General features: G+C 64.4%; 17 protein-coding genes and 1 pseudogene. 5 read left to right on the top strand and 13 right to left on the bottom strand.

The genetic code is table 11. The annotated features are described in order from the left end of the window. On the bottom strand, window positions 1-616 hold a 616-nt coding region (locus tag D8Y22_RS19115; protein WP_141466272.1), incomplete at its 3' end, for an IS607 family transposase. Between the two features lie 181 nt (window positions 617-797). Here D8Y22_RS19115 and D8Y22_RS19110 point away from each other — a divergent pair. Further along, window positions 798-1904, top strand: coding sequence for an aminotransferase class V-fold PLP-dependent enzyme (locus D8Y22_RS19110; RefSeq protein WP_141466271.1), 1107 nt, complete (start codon window positions 798-800; stop codon window positions 1902-1904). A 66-nt stretch (window positions 1905-1970) separates the two neighbouring features. Here the strand turns inward: D8Y22_RS19110 and D8Y22_RS19105 are convergent, their stop codons facing one another. The 3 genes from D8Y22_RS19105 to D8Y22_RS19095 form a co-directional block, all read right to left on the bottom strand. After that, window positions 1971-2498: a prolipoprotein diacylglyceryl transferase gene (locus D8Y22_RS19105; protein WP_141466270.1), complete on the bottom strand. Its 528-nt coding sequence runs from the start codon at window positions 2496-2498 to the stop codon at window positions 1971-1973. A 95-nt stretch (window positions 2499-2593) separates the two neighbouring features. Then, window positions 2594-3097 carry a protein-tyrosine phosphatase family protein gene (locus tag D8Y22_RS19100; protein ID WP_141466269.1) on the bottom strand — a complete coding sequence of 168 codons (504 nt, stop codon included), beginning with the start codon at window positions 3095-3097 and terminating at the stop codon, window positions 2594-2596. Window positions 3098-3273: 176 nt separating this feature from the next. Further along, complete coding sequence (locus tag D8Y22_RS19095; protein WP_141466268.1) at window positions 3274-4254, bottom strand: isocitrate/isopropylmalate dehydrogenase family protein; 981 nt, start codon at window positions 4252-4254, stop codon at window positions 3274-3276. A 147-nt stretch (window positions 4255-4401) separates the two neighbouring features. On the opposite strand from D8Y22_RS19095, the gene D8Y22_RS19090 reads away from it, so the two are divergent. Next, window positions 4402-4746 (top strand): CBS domain-containing protein, encoded by a 345-nt coding sequence (locus tag D8Y22_RS19090; protein ID WP_141466267.1) that lies wholly within the window; start codon window positions 4402-4404, stop codon window positions 4744-4746. A gap of 34 nt (window positions 4747-4780) precedes the next feature. Here D8Y22_RS19090 and leuD read toward each other — a convergent pair whose 3' ends face one another. From leuD to D8Y22_RS19055, 7 genes are all read right to left on the bottom strand, one after another. Continuing rightward, window positions 4781-5422: a 3-isopropylmalate dehydratase small subunit gene (leuD, locus tag D8Y22_RS19085; RefSeq protein ID WP_141466266.1), complete on the bottom strand. Its 642-nt coding sequence runs from the start codon at window positions 5420-5422 to the stop codon at window positions 4781-4783. Next, entirely contained in the window at window positions 5419-6840 is a 1422-nt protein-coding gene (leuC, locus tag D8Y22_RS19080; protein ID WP_141466265.1) for a 3-isopropylmalate dehydratase large subunit, read from the bottom strand. Before leuC ends, leuD begins: the two co-directional genes overlap by 4 nt. Beyond that, on the bottom strand, window positions 6837-7103 hold the full coding sequence (locus D8Y22_RS19075) for a hypothetical protein (RefSeq protein ID WP_141466264.1): 267 nt from the start codon (window positions 7101-7103) through the stop codon (window positions 6837-6839). The genes leuC and D8Y22_RS19075 overlap by 4 nt, the downstream gene beginning before the upstream one ends. Before the next feature lie 17 nt (window positions 7104-7120). After that, window positions 7121-8179 carry a ketol-acid reductoisomerase gene (gene ilvC, locus D8Y22_RS19070; RefSeq protein ID WP_141466263.1) on the bottom strand — a complete coding sequence of 353 codons (1059 nt, stop codon included), beginning with the start codon at window positions 8177-8179 and terminating at the stop codon, window positions 7121-7123. Then, the gene (gene ilvN, locus D8Y22_RS19065; protein WP_141466262.1) at window positions 8172-8837 is read right to left on the bottom strand and encodes an acetolactate synthase small subunit; all 666 of its coding nucleotides are present in this window, start codon (window positions 8835-8837) and stop codon (window positions 8172-8174) included. The genes ilvC and ilvN overlap by 8 nt, the downstream gene beginning before the upstream one ends. Continuing rightward, window positions 8834-10660, bottom strand: a complete 1827-nt coding sequence (ilvB, locus tag D8Y22_RS19060) for a biosynthetic-type acetolactate synthase large subunit (RefSeq protein ID WP_141466261.1) — start codon at window positions 10658-10660, stop codon at window positions 8834-8836. Before ilvB ends, ilvN begins: the two co-directional genes overlap by 4 nt. A 305-nt stretch (window positions 10661-10965) precedes the next feature. Next, on the bottom strand, window positions 10966-12210 hold the full coding sequence (locus D8Y22_RS19055) for a LeuA family protein (RefSeq protein WP_449421063.1): 1245 nt from the start codon (window positions 12208-12210) through the stop codon (window positions 10966-10968). 393 nt (window positions 12211-12603) lie between these two features. Here D8Y22_RS19055 and D8Y22_RS19050 point away from each other — a divergent pair, with 393 nt between their 5' ends. The 3 genes and pseudogenes from D8Y22_RS19050 to D8Y22_RS22560 form a co-directional block, all read left to right on the top strand. Beyond that, complete coding sequence (locus D8Y22_RS19050; RefSeq protein ID WP_141466260.1) at window positions 12604-13059, top strand: ferritin-like domain-containing protein; 456 nt, start codon at window positions 12604-12606, stop codon at window positions 13057-13059. 224 nt (window positions 13060-13283) lie between these two features. Beyond that, complete coding sequence (locus D8Y22_RS19045; protein ID WP_141466259.1) at window positions 13284-13574, top strand: DUF5779 family protein; 291 nt, start codon at window positions 13284-13286, stop codon at window positions 13572-13574. 215 nt (window positions 13575-13789) lie between these two features. Then, a pseudogene (locus D8Y22_RS22560) lies at window positions 13790-14210 on the top strand (histidine kinase dimerization/phospho-acceptor domain-containing protein); the annotation flags it as partial. A gap of 55 nt (window positions 14211-14265) precedes the next feature. Here the strand turns inward: D8Y22_RS22560 and D8Y22_RS19035 are convergent. Both D8Y22_RS19035 and D8Y22_RS19030 read right to left on the bottom strand, forming a co-directional pair. Continuing rightward, window positions 14266-14955: a VOC family protein gene (locus D8Y22_RS19035; RefSeq protein ID WP_141466258.1), complete on the bottom strand. Its 690-nt coding sequence runs from the start codon at window positions 14953-14955 to the stop codon at window positions 14266-14268. 104 nt (window positions 14956-15059) lie between these two features. Next, window positions 15060-16106 carry a hypothetical protein gene (locus tag D8Y22_RS19030; protein ID WP_141466257.1) on the bottom strand — a complete coding sequence of 349 codons (1047 nt, stop codon included), beginning with the start codon at window positions 16104-16106 and terminating at the stop codon, window positions 15060-15062. Window positions 16107-16118: the final 12 nt, after the last annotated feature.

Genomic DNA, 16118 nt, shown 5'->3' with positions numbered 1-16118 from the left:
GTTTCACCGCTGATTCGACGGTATTGACGACCTGTTGTTTTTTCGATGAGCGCATGCCGTAGCGTTTGCCGCTGAAGCTGGCGACGAGCTTGATGAAATCGTCAACGAGTTCTTCCTGTGCAGATTTGTCCGTCTCGTCTTCGATGACGGTGACTGTAACGCCGTAACAGTCAAAGTACCGTTTGAGATACGAGAAGCCAAAACGAGTGAGTCTATCTTCGTAGGTGACGAGGACGCGCCCGTAGTCGGCTTCCTGTATGTTATCGAGGAGGGAGTTGAGGCCACGGCGGTCTTCGTTGCGGCCGCTGCCAACGTCGGTGTAGGTGTTTTCAACGCTCCAGCCGTGGTCGTGAGCGTAGTCTGTGAGTCGGTCGAGTTGTCGGTCGAGATCGCCGTTGTCTTTCTGGCCGTGACTGGAGACGCGAGCGTAGAGTACAACACGGTCTGTCGGACGAGTATCGCCTGCGAGTCGGCGGAGTTCTCGGTGTGGAATCCGACGTTCACCGCCCGGTGTTCGGGTGTAATCGAGGTCGTCATTGCGACACCAGCGTTTGACGGTTTGGACGTGAACACCGAGTTCGTCCGCGAACTCACCAATCGAGAACGACCGTGGCATCCTGATGTTACTGTTTACTACTAGTAGAAACGTATAGATACTGGATTCTGTAACAGTTACACTACCCCAATTATGACCGTCTTGCGATACGAACAGTGTGGGACGATTCGTCAACGCGGATCTCGGCCGGGACCTGCCGCAACCGTCAGAGCGAACACCGGGGCCTGCGAACGACCGGGTAATGGATCCGTTATCGCTTCGCGAAACCGTTCCCGCGCTCGAGACCGGCGTCTACTGCAACTGGGGTGCGGGTGGACCGAGTCCCCGCCGCGTCGTCGAGGCAACTGAGGATACACTCGAGTACCACGAGTACGAGGCGCCGACGAACGAGGGAATGTACGCCGCGGCGTTCGACGGTTACGAGGACGCCCGAGAGCGGATCGCCGACCTACTGGGGGCCACGGCGAGCGAGATCGCACTGACCGAGAGTACGGCCGACGGCATCAATCGCGTCGCGGGCGCGTTCGACTGGGACGACACGGACGTCCTCGTCCGCACCGATCTCGAGCACGCAGCCGGTATCCTCCCCTGGCAGCGGCTAGAACGTGAGTACGGCGTCGACGTTCGGGTACTCGAGACCGAGGACGGTCGACTCGATCTCGAGGACGTGAAAACGGCCGCGACGGATGCGACGCTGTGTTGTATAAGCTCGCTGACGTGGACGCACGGAACGCGATTGCCGATCGCGGATATCGTCGACATCGTCAACGACGCCGGCGGACACGTCCTGGTCGACGCGGTGCAGGCGCCAGGTCACGTCCCGATCGATGTCAAGACGTGGGGGGCCGACTTCGTCGTCGCTGCCGGTCACAAGTGGCTCTGTGGTCCGTTCGGCTCCGGATTTCTCTACGTCCGGGACGGCGCCGAACGGGACCGCACACCGGCCGCGATCGGCTACCGGAGCGTCGCCGAACCGGACGCCGACCGGTACAGCTACGCCACCGGTGCCAAGCGGTTCGAAATTGGCTCCGCGAGTCCTGCGCCACACGCCGGTCTCGTCGCGGCGATCGACCTGGTCGAGGAGATCGGTATCGACCGCATCTGCGGACGGATCGAGACCTTGACGGACCGACTGAAGGATGGTATCGCCGACGAGCGACTGCTGAGCCCGCGGGCGTTCGAATCCGGCCTCGTGACGATCGATGTCGACGATCCCGACGCCACCGTCGACCGACTCGCCGCGGACGGGATCGCCGTCCGAGACCTCCCCTCTCCCGACGCGATCCGGGTCTCGGTGCACGCGCTCAATACCGAACGCGACATCGACGCGGTTCTCGAGGCGCTATAGAACACCGCGATCGGGCGTCGACACGACGCTCGAGGCGTAACGCGGTAGCGAGGGAAACGCCGACTCTCACTCTGGCGTGGATGGGTCGTCGTCGGATTCGGCCGCGGCTTCGACGAGCGTCTTTCGCTCCGGAAAGTACGCCGGAGCGTCGGCGTCGGCTTCGAACTGGACCACCCGTTCGAAGGCCGTGGCCCCGTCGTCGACGGCGGTCTCGAGTTCCTCGGCGAGATCGGTGTAGCCCGCCGCCAGTTCCTGGAAGGCTTCCATCCGGGCCTGTTTGGCCTCGACGAGCGACTGTTTCTTCTCGAGGTCGTCCTGCAAGGCCTCGAGTTCGTCGACGTCAAGTACGTCGCTGTTTGGTCCGGCCGTCGACGACGGACTCGCCGTCCCCGGCCCGCCCTCTCGGTGTTGCTCGAGGCGACTGCGAATCTCGGTCACCTGTTCGTCGACGTCTGCGAGCAGTTTGTTGGCCTCGTCGCCCATCGTCTGGACCTGTCCGGAGAGGAGCCCGGCCTGGGTCCGACAGTACGTCACGAACTCCGCGACCGACAGCGTCGACGCGGCGTCCCCGTCCTCGTTCGCGTCCTCGTCCATGCTCGGCGATTGGGGCTCCCCTGCGAAGTCACTTTGGACCGATCGACGGTCGTCTGTCACGCCATCGTCCGCGGAACTGACGACAGCAGACCGCCTCAACCGCGATTCGCGACGGCCTCGAGTAACTCGGTCAGCTCGGCGTCGGTCGCGTTACCGTCCCTGATCGCCTCCGTCGGCGACCGTGGCCAAGGCCTCGTCTCGACCGTGTCGATGGCTGACTGTGGCGTGTGATCGCGCTCGCGAACGAGCCAGCCGGCTGCGACGACGCCGGTCCGTCCGAGGCCTGCATTGCAGTGAAGCGCAACGTGGCCGCCGTCGGCCCGCAACCACTCGACGTGATCGACGGCTCGAACGAGTCGATCGACATCGGGGAGGTGACGATCCCGAATCGGGACGTGGGCGGTTTCGAACGTCTCCTCGTAGGCCGACGGCACGCCCCAGCGGCCCGCTTCTCGCTCCGAGAGCAGGCAGAGGACGCCGGTCACGTCCCGGTCGGCCAGCAGGGCGGTCCACTCCTCGAGGTCGGCGCCGAAGTGACCCGGTCGACAGGCGCCGAAAACCGGTTCGTCGCCGATCTGGCCGACGTTGGCGACGTTCATCGGCACTCACCGTCCGTTTCAGGTCCCACCGAACGCACGGCCGGACGCTGCGGGCAATCCAACTCGTCTGTCACGACCCTCTGTACCGAGTTCACACACTTGAATCTATACCGCGAAACCAACCACCCGCTGACGCGACGCTCGATCAACCAACTCGGTGCGGATCCCAGACAGCCTTACAGCCGGTCGATGACCGCTTCGGTCACGTCTTCGGTCGCGGCGTCGCCGCCCAGATCCGGCGTCCGCGGGCCGTCCTCGAGCGTTTCTTCGACGGCGGTGTGGATGGCCGCGGCCTGGTCGTCGTATCCGAGATACTCGAGTAGCATGGCGGCGGAGATGATCGTCGCCGCCGGGTTCGAGATACCCTCACCGGCGATGTCGGGGGCCGAACCGTGGACGGGTTCGAACAGCGCGCGTTCGTGGCCGATGTTCGCGCTCGGAAGCAGGCCGAGTCCGCCGACCAGTCCCGCGGCGAGATCCGAGAGGACATCGCCCGCGAGGTTCGGACAGACAACGACGTCGAACTGCGTCGGGTCGAGACAGACCCGCGTCGCGAAAGCGTCCATCAGCACTTCGTCGGTTTCGACGCCGTTGTCGTCGGCGACATCGACGACGGTGTCCCGGAAGAGCCCGTCGGTCTCGCGCATGACGTTCGCCTTGTGCGCGATCGTAACGCCGTCGTGGTCGTCGCCCGCGACGTACTCGCAGGCGAACTCGGCAAGTTCTCTCGAGGCCGATTCCGTGACGACGCGGGTCAGCGTCGACACGTCGTCGGTCAGTCGGTCTTCGTGGCCCGCGTAGACGCCCTCGGTGTTCTCTCGCAGGAAGACCATGTCCGTCTCGGGACGGACGGCGTCGACGCCGGGGTAGGCTTTCGCCGGTCGGACGTTGACGAACGAGTCGACCGCATCACGCAGCGGAAGAATCACGTCCGCGGCCGTCTCGCCGACCGCACCGAACAGCGTCGCCTCCGCCTCGGCGGCGAGGTCGTAGGTCTCCTGTGGCAGCGCTTCGCCGGTCGCTTCCTGTACCGCGTCGCCCGCCTCGGCCTCGACGAACTCGAGGTCGACGTCTGTCGCCTCGAGGACCTCGACGGCCGCTGGAGTGACTTCCTGTCCGATGCCATCGCCCGGGATGACGACGATTTCGTGAGTCATACTGTGGCGGTCACAGTGTGGGTGGGAAAGTGATTCGGTTCGGGACCGAGCGCTCCGTTCGAACACGCCGAGAGCACAACACCAATAGGACGAGCATCCGTACCACGAGTCATGAACGCTGATAACAGAGTTCAGGTACGAGACGTGATGTCGACACCCCTCGAGACGATCTCGAAAGCGGCGACGGTACAGGACGCCGCCGAGCGGATGCGCGACGGCGAGATCAGCGCGCTGGTCGTGACCACCGATCCACCGTCGATCGTCACTAGCACTGACGTGCTTGCAGTCGCTGCCGAGGGCCGACGTTCCGGAGACGTCCCCGTCACCGAGGTGATGACCGATTCCGTCGAGATCGTCCCGCCGGATATCTATATCGAGGAGGTCGCCGCGATGATGACGAACTTCGGTATCAAACACCTTCCGGTCGTCGACAGCGATGACGAGTACGTCGGGATGATCTCCTCGACGGACGTAACCGCACAGCTCTCCTAGCAGTGTACCGAGAATCGAGGTCGAACGGGAGTGGCTATTCGGCTTCCGGGATCGCCGAGTCCGTGACGTAGGGTAGCTCTTCGGCCTTCTTGCGGACTTCGCTCGCGTTCGACTTCATCAGCGCCGTCGTGTCCCAGACGCCCTCGACGAGGGCCTTACGCTGGGCGTCGTCGACGGTGACGTCGATCGTTTCGCCACCGTACGTGACGGTTTCGGCTTCGACGTCGATCTCGATCTCCGCGTCGGGGTTGTCGTCGACCCAGGCCTGCAGTTCCTCGATGGTCTCCGTGTCTGCCGTCACCGTCGGGATGCCAAGCGCGAGGCAGTTGCCCGCGAAAATCTCGGCGAAGCTCTCGCCGATGATCGCGTCGATCCCCCAGCGCATCAGGGCCTGGGGGGCGTGCTCGCGCGAGGAGCCACAGCCGAAGTTGTTGTTGACGACCATCACCGAGGAGTCCTGGAACTGGTCCTCGTTGAACGGGTGGTCCTTCTGATCGTCGTCCTCGTCGAAGCGCACGTCGAAGAACGCGAACTCGCCGAGGCCGTCGAAAGTGACGACCTTCATGAACCGCGCCGGGATGATCTGGTCGGTGTCGATGTCGTTCCCTCGGACCGGAATGCCCGAGCCGGAGACGTAGTCGACTTCCGGAATCTCGACCTCGTCGTCGCCAGTCATGCCGTGGTCACCTCCTTGAGTTCGCGCACGTCAGTGACCTCCCCTTCGATCGCCGCCGCGGCGACCATCTGGGGGTTCATCAGGACCGTACGACCGTCCTTGCTACCCTGGCGGCCGACGAAGTTCCGGTTCGAGGAGGAGGCACAGGCCTCGTCGCCCTCGAGTTGGTCCTCGTTCATGCCGAGACACATCGAACAGCCGGCGTTGCGCCACTCGAAGCCGGCTTCCTCGAAGGTATCTTTCAGGCCTTCCTGCTCGGCGGTTTTTTGGACGCGCTGGCTGCCGGGGACGACCATCGCGCGGACGTCGTCGTCGACCTCGCGGCCCTCGACGATCTCGGCCGCGCGGCGCAGGTCGGGCAGACGGGCGTTCGTACACGATCCCAGGAAGGTAACGTCGATCTCGTAGCCCTCCATCGTCTCGCCGGGCTCGACACGCATGTGTTCCTGTGCGCGTCGCGCGGTGTCTTCCTTGTCCGCGGGCAGGTCCTCCGGCGCTGGGATCTCCTCGCTGATACCGATCCCCTGTCCGGGCGTGGTTCCCCAGGTGACGACCGGCTCTAAGTCGTCGGCGTCGATGTGGACGACGTCGTCGTACTCGGCGTCGTCGTCGGATCGAATCGACTCCCAGTAGGGTTTGAGCTCGTCGAACTTCTCGGGGTTCTCCTGGAAGAAGTCGGTGTCTGCGAGCCACTCGTAGGTGGTCTCGTCGGGGTTGACGTAGCCCGCTCGAGCACCGCCCTCGATGGACATGTTGCAGATCGACATCCGGCCTTCCATCCCGAGGTTCTCGATGGCCTCGCCCGCGTACTCGTAGACGTAGCCGACGCCGCCCTCGGTGCCGAGTCGACGGATGATCTCGAGGATGATGTCTTTCGCTTCGACCCCGTCGCCGAGTTCGCCGTCGACCTGGATCTTGCGAACCTGCTGTTTCTCGAAGGCAAGCGTCCCGGTCGCGAGCACGTCGCGAATCTGGCTGGTGCCGATCCCGAACGCGAGCGCGCCGAAGGCGCCGTGGGTCGAGGTGTGGCTGTCGCCACAGACGATCGTCTTGCCGGGCTGGGTGATCCCCTGCTCCGGGCCGATGACGTGGACGATCCCCTGATCGCCGGAGTCGGGGTCGGAAAACTCGATGCCCGCCTCGCGGACGTTGTCCTCGAGTTCGGCCATCATCTCTTCTGCCGCGTCTTCCTCGTAGGGCCGGGACTGGTCGGCCGTCGGGACGATGTGATCGACCGTCGCGTGGGTGAGTTCCGGGAAGGCGACCTCGAGCTCGCGCTCGCGAAGCATGCCGAAGGCCTGTGGACTCGTGACCTCGTGGATGAGGTGGAGGCCGACGAACAGCTGGTCCTGTCCGGTCGGCAGCGTCGTCACCGTGTGTCGGTCCCAGACCTTGTCGTAGAGCGTTCCCTCGCTCATTCGTCTTCCTCTACGGGGTAGTTTCGGCCGCGTTCGAAGACGCGGTTGGCGTCGTCGGCCGCCTGGGGTGGCGTGTGGTCGATGTCGGCCATTGTCTCGGTCTGTGTCGTCTCTGTACGCCCCGCAGCGTCCGTCGTGGCTTCCTCTCCGCCGTCCGCTACGACGGTCGGTCCGCGTTCGAACAGCCGGCCAGCCCTCTCCCCGGTGACGGGGTTGGTGTGGCTGATGTCGGCCATCCGATCTGTCGTGTCGTTGTCGGTCATTGTATTCTGGTGTCCGGTTAGTCGTCTGCCTGTACCTGAACGGAGTCGTCTTCGCTCTGGTCGTCTTCTTGCTCTTCGGCCCACGCAAAGAGGTCGCGCAGTCGTTCGCCGACCGCTTCGATCTCGTGGTTCTTCTCGGCCTGGCGCAGCTGCGTGTAGCTCGGTCGCCCGGCCTGGTTCTCGAGGATCCACTCGCGCGTGAACTCGCCGTTTTGGATCTCCTCGAGGGTCTCTTCCATGTTCTCGCGGACGTTTTCGTCGACGATCCGGTCGCCTCGCGAGAGGCCGCCGTACTCAGCGGTGTCCGACACCGAATCCCACATCTCGGCGTGACCGCCTTCGTACATCAGATCGACGATCAACTTGAGTTCGTTGAGACACTCGAAGTAGGCGATCTCGGGCGAGTAACCCGCATCGACCAGCGTCTCGTAGCCGTGTTTGACCAGCGAGGTGACGCCGCCACACAGCACTGCCTGCTCGCCGAAGAGGTCGGATTCGACCTCCTCTTGGAACGACGTCTCGATGACGCCGGCACGGGCACAGCCGATCGCCTTCGCGTAGGCCAGCCCGCGCTCGTGAGCGTCGCCCGTGGTGTCCTGATAGACCGCAAGCAGCCCCGGCGTTCCCTCGTCGTTCTCGTAGTTACGCCGGACGAGGTGGCCCGGACTCTTCGGGGCGACCATCGTCACGTCGACGTCTGCCGGCGGCTCGATCTGCTCATAGTGAATGTTCAGCCCGTGGGCGAACTGCAGCGTGTCGCCGGCCTCCAAGTTCGGTTCGATCGCGTTTTCGTAGACCGCCGCCTGGACGGTGTCGGGAACGAGCACCGAGACGTAGTTAGCCTGTGAAACGGCATCTGCCGGCGTCGTCACCGTGAGTCCGTCGGCTTCGGCGGCCGAGCGCGAGGCCGAGTCCTCGCGCAGGCCGACGACCACGTCGACCCCGCTTTCGTGGAGGTTCAGCGCGTGGGCGTGGCCCTGGCTCCCGTAGCCCAGCACGGCTACAGTGTCGTCGTCGAGCGTCGATACGTCCGCATCGTCGTCGTAGTAGATCGGGGTAGTGAATTCGTCAGTCATCGTCTGCTGTCTCCGTGTATTGATTCGCCTCGTCGGCGGCCGATACGCTCGCGTCGGCGGGTGACGGACCCGTCGTCTCGTCGGTACCGCGTGCGAGTGCCGTCATGCCGGTCCGGGAAATCTCGCGGATGCCAAACTGGCTGAAGGTGTCGATCGCCGCGTCGATCTTCTGGCGTGCTCCCGTCACCTCGAAGGTCGCCGTCTCCGGACTCGAGTCGACGGTCGTCGCGCCGTACATATCCGCGACGGCCGCGACCTGATCCGGGCGTTCGGCGTCGACCTTGATCAGCGCGAGTTCGCGTCGCATCGCGTCGGGTGCGAGTTCACGCACGGAGATGACCGGCACCAGTTTTCGCAGCTGCTTTTTGACCTGGTCAATCCCGGGATCGGTCTCCTCGACGACGAGGGTAATCCGCGCTAACTCCGCGTCGTCGGTCGGGCCGACGGTGAGACTCTCGATGTTGAACTGGCGCCTCGAGAACAGCCCCGAGACATCAGAGAGCACGCCGGGTTCGTGTTCGACCAGCGCCGAGATGACGGTACGGCGCGGCTGGTGGGTCGCTTCGACCTCGGGGTCGATGCGGATGCCCTGTTTGTTGCGCCGACCCGCGGGCGTCGGTCGCTCCTCGGGCGCTGGACCGTCCAATCCGCGTTTCATAGCTGGTCCTCCGTCAGCGCGAACTGCCCGTTGTCGCCGCCGCTTGGCACCATCGGGTAGACGTTCGCTTCGGGATCGATGTGGACGTCGATCACCGACGGGCCGTCATAGTCGACGGCGGCCTCTATGGTGTCGGCGACCTCGTCGTAGTCGTCGATTCGGAAGCCCTGTGCGCCGAAGGCTTCGGCGAGCTTGTCGAATTCGGGCATCCAGCCGTAATCGGAGGCGGCGTGACGGCCCTCGAAGAAGGCGTCTTGCCACTGACGGACCATCCCGATGTACTCGTTGTTGAGCACGGCGACCGTGATGTCCAGCTCCTCGCGGACGGCCACGGACAGCCCCTGTAAGGTCATCAGGAACGAGCCGTCGCCGTCGACGCAGATCACTTCCTGATCGTCGTCGGCCGCGAGTCGCGCGCCGATCGCCGAGGGGAGTCCATAGCCCATCGCGCCGAGCCCGTGACTCGAGACCCAGGTTCTGGGTTCGGTGAACGTCCAGTACTGGCAGGCCCACATCTGGTGTTGGCCGACACCAGTCGTGACGATCGCCTCGTCGCTGGTAGCCTCGTCTAACGCCTCGACGACGAACTCCGGTTGGACCGGCGCGTCGTCGGGTGCGTCGTAGGCCATCGAATAGTCGGACTTCCACTGCTGGCACTGGGCGCGCCACTTCGTCGCCTCCGGCGAGGAGTCGACCGCCTCGGCCAGTTGCGAGACGGCCGTGTCGGCGTCGCCGACCAACGGATAGTCCGCGTGGATGTTCTTCGAGATTTCGGCGGGATCGATATCGACGTGGATGACCTCCGCGTCGGGCGCGAAGGTCTCGATACCGCCGGTGAGGCGGTCGTCGAACCGGGTGCCGACGGCGATCAGCGTATCGCAGTGCGTGATCGCCATGTTGGCGTAGCCGGTGCCGTGCATGCCCGCCATCTCCATCGAGAGCTCGTGATCCTCGGGGAACGCTCCGAGGCCGGGCATCGTCGTGACGACCGGAATCTCGTGTTCGATCGCGAACTCGCGACAGACCTCGCTGGCTTCGCCCTTGATGACGCCGCCACCGAGCAGTAGCGCCGGTCGCGCCGAGTTCTCGATTCGCTCGGCGGCCTCGGCGACGATCTCGGGATCGGCCCGTTCTTGCACCTGGTAGGTGTCGGGCGTCGTCGGCGCGTCTGGTTCGGCGTCGGTCTCGCCGTTGGTGATGTCTTTGGGCAGGTCCACGAGCGTCGGCCCGGGACGGCCCTCCCGAGCGAGTGCGAAAGCTTCGCTGACATCGGTGCCGACGCGGTCGGAGTCGGAAGCGAAGGTGTTGTCCTTCGTTACCGGCGTCGTGACGCCCGTCGTGTCGGTCTCCTGGAACGCGTCGTTGCCGACGAACTCCGTCGGGACCTGTCCGGTCAGTGCGACCATCGGGTCCGAGTCCATGTCGGCGTCTGCGATCCCCGTGACGAGGTTCGTCGCTCCGGGTCCGGAGGTCGCGAGACAGATGCCGGGCTCCCCCGAGACGATGCCGTAGGCGTCGGCCGCGTGGGCCGCGCCTTGTTCGTGGGCCATCGTCACGTGGTAGATCTCCGAGTCGTACAGCGCGTCGTAGACGGGCATGATCGCCCCGCCCTGGACGCCGAAGGCGTACTCCACGCCCGCGTTCTCGAGGGCGCGAATGACGGCTTCGGCGCCCGTCGTGACCGGTGCAGACTCGCTGTCTGTCGTCTCGGCAGGTCCGGTATCCGCGGCTGCGTCCGGGGCAGCGCTGTCGGTGATCTGTTCCTGGTCATCGTCCTGTTCGTCCGCTTCTGTGGGTGTAACCGATGCTGCGCGTTCGCTCATCGATATGCTCCCGCCGTCGTGGGGCGATTGTGTGTACAGTGTGTCATCTGCTGGATTGCGGTGCGCTGTGAAGCCGGTGCGAGCGTCGAAACGGCGTGAAGTACTGAATGGGGGGCTAGGCCGCCCCTACAATAGGAATCGGAGCGAGCGCGCTGTTGCCGACCGTGCGAGTGCGGTCCGACAGCCAGACGCGACGTGTCATCAGTTACAGGGTAACTTGCGCTACCCACATAACCCTTGCGAGTCGTCGCGCCCGGACGCGATAGCCGGGGCTCGCCAACGGTGGCAAACAGGGAGGACATCCCTTAGACGCGCACCTCCTCTTCCTCCGATTCGCGCTCGAGGCCGACTTCCGATGCGAAGCGCTCTAAGTCGTCGACCGTGACCCGGCGCTTTTCGGCGCCGTAGTCTTTGACGCGGCGGGTAATCGCACGCACCTGGTCCGTCGTCGGCTCGTAGCCCAGTTCGTGCAGGCGTTCCCGAACCGAGTGGGTGCCGGTGTGTTTGCCCATGACCAGCTTGCGTTCGGCGCCGACCATCTCGGGCGTCATGACGCCGGGTTCGAAGGTGTCGGAGTTTTCGATGACGCCGGCGGCGTGGATCCCACTTTCGTGGGAGAAGGCGTTGTCGCCGACGACGGGCTTGTTGCCCGGCGTTGGCATGCCGCTTTTGTCCTCGACGATATCCGACAGCTCGGCGATGCGGGTCGTATCGATCCCGGTGTCGGTCTGGTACAGCGATTCGACGGCCATCACGAACTCCTCGTAGGCGGCGTTGCCCGCGCGCTCGCCAATGGAGTTGACCGAGACCTGGGCCTGATCGGCACCCGCTTCGATGCCGGCCAGCGCGTTGGCGGTGGCCAGTCCGAAGTCGTCGTGGGTGTGGACGTCGACGCGGGCGTCGGTGTGGGCACAAACCTTCTCGATCAATGCCTTGAACCGCGTCGGCGTCGCGACGCCACAGGTGTCTGGAATGTTGATCCAGTCGGCACCGGCCGCCGATGTGGCCTCGATGATGTCCATCAGGTATTGCTCGTCGGTTCGCGTCGCGTCCATCGGCGAGAACATGCAGGTCACGTCCGCCTCTTTGACGCGTTCGACCGACTGGACTGCGCGTTCGGTCACTTCCTCTCGCGTCGCGTGCATCGAATCCTCGATCTGGACGTCGCTGGTGCTCACGAAGACGTGAACCATCTCGACGCCGGACTCGAGGGCAGCCTCGATGTCCTCGTCGACGACGCGGGCTAACCCGCAGGTGGTCGTCGATGTCGAAGAAGCGATATCACGAACGGCCTCGAACTCCGCGTCGGAGTTGACGGGAAACCCAGCTTCGATAACGTGGGTACCCATGTCGTCCAGAACCGCGGCGATCTGGCGTTTATCGTCGTACGAGAACGAAGTACCGGGTGACTGTTCACCATCCCGGAGGGTGGTGTCGAAGACACGTGCTGACTCTATTTCGTCAGTGGAATCTAACGTGCCCTGGAAGAACTCGACCCCCCTGACTGGTGTCAGAGGACGGGTTGTCTTGTGCAGACATTGTATCAGTATCCGAGGTGCGACGATGTATATAAACCTGACGCTGTACCGGTCCGGAATCGAAACTGTGTGATTCAGTACCAAACCATAGGCAGCAGAAAACCACCGTACATCAACGTCCTATTACTATATATATGCCCTATTACCATATGTTCTACCATCCCCTGCGGTCGGTTTCTTTCTGGAATTGGCCGTTCGAATGGGTTCGAACCTGGTCGCGCGCACCGAGGGGATGGACGAACAGTCACCACTGCGCGTTCTCGACCGGCAAAACTGACCAATAGCACAGTCGTCTCGGTGGCGAACGGCCCAGCCACGCCGTCCGTCGAGTGGCTACTCGCGCCGCGTGTTGGGTTACTCGCGCGTGTCAGGACTATACGCCTCGGTGTGGGAGCACGTCCCGCAATGACGACCAACGAAATCACCGACCTCCTGACGGAGGCCTACGTCGACGAACTCGAGACCGTGATGAACTACCTCACGAACGCCATCGTCCTCGACGGTGTTCACGCCGAGGAGGTCAAGACGAGCCTCGAGGCGGACGTCCAAGAGGAACTCGAGCACGCGCGCATGCTCGGCGAACGCCTCAAGCAACTCGACGAGGCGCCGCCCGGCTCCGAGTCGTTCGAGGCCAACCAGCACAGTCTCCAGCCGCCCGAGGACACGACTGACGTCCAGTCGGTCATCGAGGGCGTCCTCGAGGCCGAAGACGACGCAATCGAGACCTATCGCGCGCTCCACGAGGCCGCTTCGGAGGCGAACGATCCCGTCACCGAAGATGTCGCGGTGACGATCCTCGCCGACGAGGAAGCCCACCACACGGAGTTCCGCGGGTTCCAGAAGGAGTTCCCGCAGGATTAGCGACGCTGTCGCGAAGTGATAGCAGCCGCGAGTGAACGAAGTGAACGAGGGGCCGAGGAACCCTCGATGCCGCGCCGTCGGCGCGGTTGAGGGGGTGACGCTGTGCTTTTGATCAACCTTTTGCCGAGGGACGCCGTACTGTGTGGCGAGCCACCAGCACGGCAGACCGCAGAGCAAAAGGTCGGAGGCGAACGTTTTTCTCGTCCCGGTTCGACCCACCCGGTATGAGCGACTTCGACCTCGACTTGCGGACCGTCGAGGAACACATCGACGAGGAACTCGAGATCGACGGCAGTATCGTGCTGGGCGTTCTCGACGGCGAGACGGGCGACGAGGAGTGGCTCGAGGCGATCTCGAAGGGCAACGTGCTCGTCCTCGATGTCGAGGGTGATGTCAACGATCTGGCGTCGGGGTTTGCCCGGGATGTCAAAGAGTCCGGCGGGAATCTCGTCCACTTTCGGGGATTTTTGCTGGTGACGCCGCCGGGCGTCGACGTCAGCACCGAGCGGCTGTAGCGGCGACTGTTCGCGGTGATGGTGTCGATACACGAAGGCTACAAGCGACGGCCGGCCGTGCTGCAAGCCTCGAGGTCGTCGTAATCGAGCCCTCGCCGCGAGCGATGCGTGTTTCGTCCCCGTGTTAGATCGACCGCATGATGGGGACGTTACTCGACCGAACGAGAGCCCGACTCGAACTCCGGGATTACCAGCAGCATCTCGAGCGCCAGACCGAAATCGCGGCGGATCCCGACCGGTCGTTCGACGAGAAACTACAGTCGCTTTTCGAACTGGGCTGTGACCGATTCGACCTCGAGTTGGGCGGACTGGCGATTATTGATCCGGCAGGTAACACCTTTGAAATCGAAGCGATCAGCGCCGACCACGACCACCTCGAGCCCGGCGCCCAACTGCCGCTCTCCGAGAGAACGAGCGACTCGAGCAGTTCGCCTACGTCGCCTCTCACGACCTGCAGGAGCCGCTTCGAATGGTCACCAGCTACTCCAGCTACTCGAGCATCGGTACGGTGAGTCGTTCGACGAAGAGGCCGAAGAATTCCTCGAGTTCGCCGTCGACGGTGCCGGTCGGATGCGTGACATGATCGACGCACTGCTCGAGTACTCGCGGATCGACACCCAGGGTTATTCGTTCGAACGCGCCCCCGCACTGGTCGTGAGAGGGCGAAAACCGTGCTCCAGCGGGAACGGCGTCAGATCGCAAACGTTAGCACGTGTCCGTCCGGATCGCGGACGACGACCGTCTCGTCGTCGATGCGATCGACGCGCTGGATCCGATTCGAGACCGCCTCGAGCGCCTGGACCGGTTCGCTAGTCTCGAAGCCCATGTCGACGTGGACGCCGCCGCGGGCGTCGGCGATGCCCAGGTGGGGTTCCCAGAGTTCCAGTGCCATCGGTCCCTGCATCCGGACGCGTTTGCGATCGTCGCCGACGTTGACCGTCTCGAAGCCGAGATCGGTGTAGAACGCCTGCGAGCGCTCGAGATCCTCGACCTCGAGGACGACCTCGAAGAGACCGTCGATCCCGGGGCCGTCGACGCCCTGCTGGCCGAGTTCGACGCAGTTGCCGTCGGGATCGTAGAGATACAGCGAGCGTGCGTCGCCAAACTGGGCTTCCTCGAGATCGTAGTCGGCAGAGAGGCGATCCCACCACTCGTCGTACTCGTCGTCGGGAATCGAGAACGCGTAGTGAGTGTGGACGCCACCCCGCGGGAATCCGTCGGGTCGGCGGAGCACGAGGTCGGTGTCGCCAGCGACAACCACGACTTCCGACGGATCGTCGCGTCGCGTGCGAACCGACATCCCCAGCGTCTCCTCGTAAAATTCGCGTGCGCGCTCGAGATATTTGACCTCGAGTGCGAGCCAGGAAAGCCCAGTGAGCATGTCCCGACGTTCGCGGAGCGTGCTGAAAGAAGCGTCGCTGGTTCGCAGGTTGACACACCGAGCGACTGCGGTCGATCACCGGTCGGAGATGGTGAAACTATCGATCAACTGCGTGAAACGAGGCCGACGACCACCATCGCGCCGACGGCGGCGAGGGTCTGTAGTGGGATCAACGGCGCCGCCATCGCGAGCACGCCGAGGGTTCCCAGCCCGGCGCGAATCCACCGTGGCGAGCGACCGAACGTGGCTTTGCGGGCAAGCGGTGCGGTCGTACTGTAGGTGAGCGCGAGCGCGCCGACGAGGGCGAATACCCAGGCGCGGACGGCCTCGAGATCCGGCGACGCCGAGACCAGTTCTGGGTGGGCGAGGAACGCGAACGGGAAGACAAACATCGGTCCGAGCAGCGCCACGGCAACGCCGGCGACCGCCCGACTGGAACCGTCGGTGGCGATGCCGGCCGCAGTCTCGCCGACAGCCGTCATCGGTCGCGGAAGAACGCCGACCACGACCGCGGCGTACAGCATCGCGTAGTGGGCGGTGACGGCGTCGAAGCCGAACTCGGTACTGAGGGCAGTGCCGAGCGGGAACGAGACGATCGCGACGGCCGCGATCGTGGGCAGACCGGCGGTGACGAGGGCGGCGACGACGAGCGCGAGTGCCACCGCGAGGACGGGGCCGACGATCCCGAGGTCGCCAAGCACCGCACCGACGCCGGACAGGACATCGATCGTCATCAGGAGATCGAACGCGCCGGCGACGGCGACGGTCACGAGGAGCACCGGCGCGAACGCCGAGACCGCGAGCCGACAGCCGCGGATCGTCTCGCTGAATTCGTTCCACGCGAGCGCGGTAACCGCGAGTACGAGGCCGAGGCCGAGCGCGAGATCGACGGTCGTCAGCGACTGGTCCACGTAGAGGCGACGAAAACGCAGGTAGTAGCCGACGGTCGCGAGGGCGATCGCGACTGCAGCGCCGGCTGTCGTGGCGACACCGAGTCGGTCACCGCGAGCGAAGGCCGACCGTGCCTCGGCGAGCGCGTAGACGGCGAGCAAACCGCCGACGAATCCGAGCGTGAGCTGTGCTCTCGGCAGGTGTGTGGCGTGTGTCCACCGGAGCAACCACAGCCACAGCATGACTGCGCCGGCCGTCACGCCGATCTCCAG

Origin of the sequence: Salinadaptatus halalkaliphilus (genome assembly GCF_006543045.1) — an archaeon.
Lineage (GTDB): Archaea > Halobacteriota > Halobacteria > Halobacteriales > Natrialbaceae > Salinadaptatus > Salinadaptatus halalkaliphilus.
Note: the sequence above shows the minus strand (reverse complement) of the source record. Positions and strands in the feature narration are given on the sequence as shown.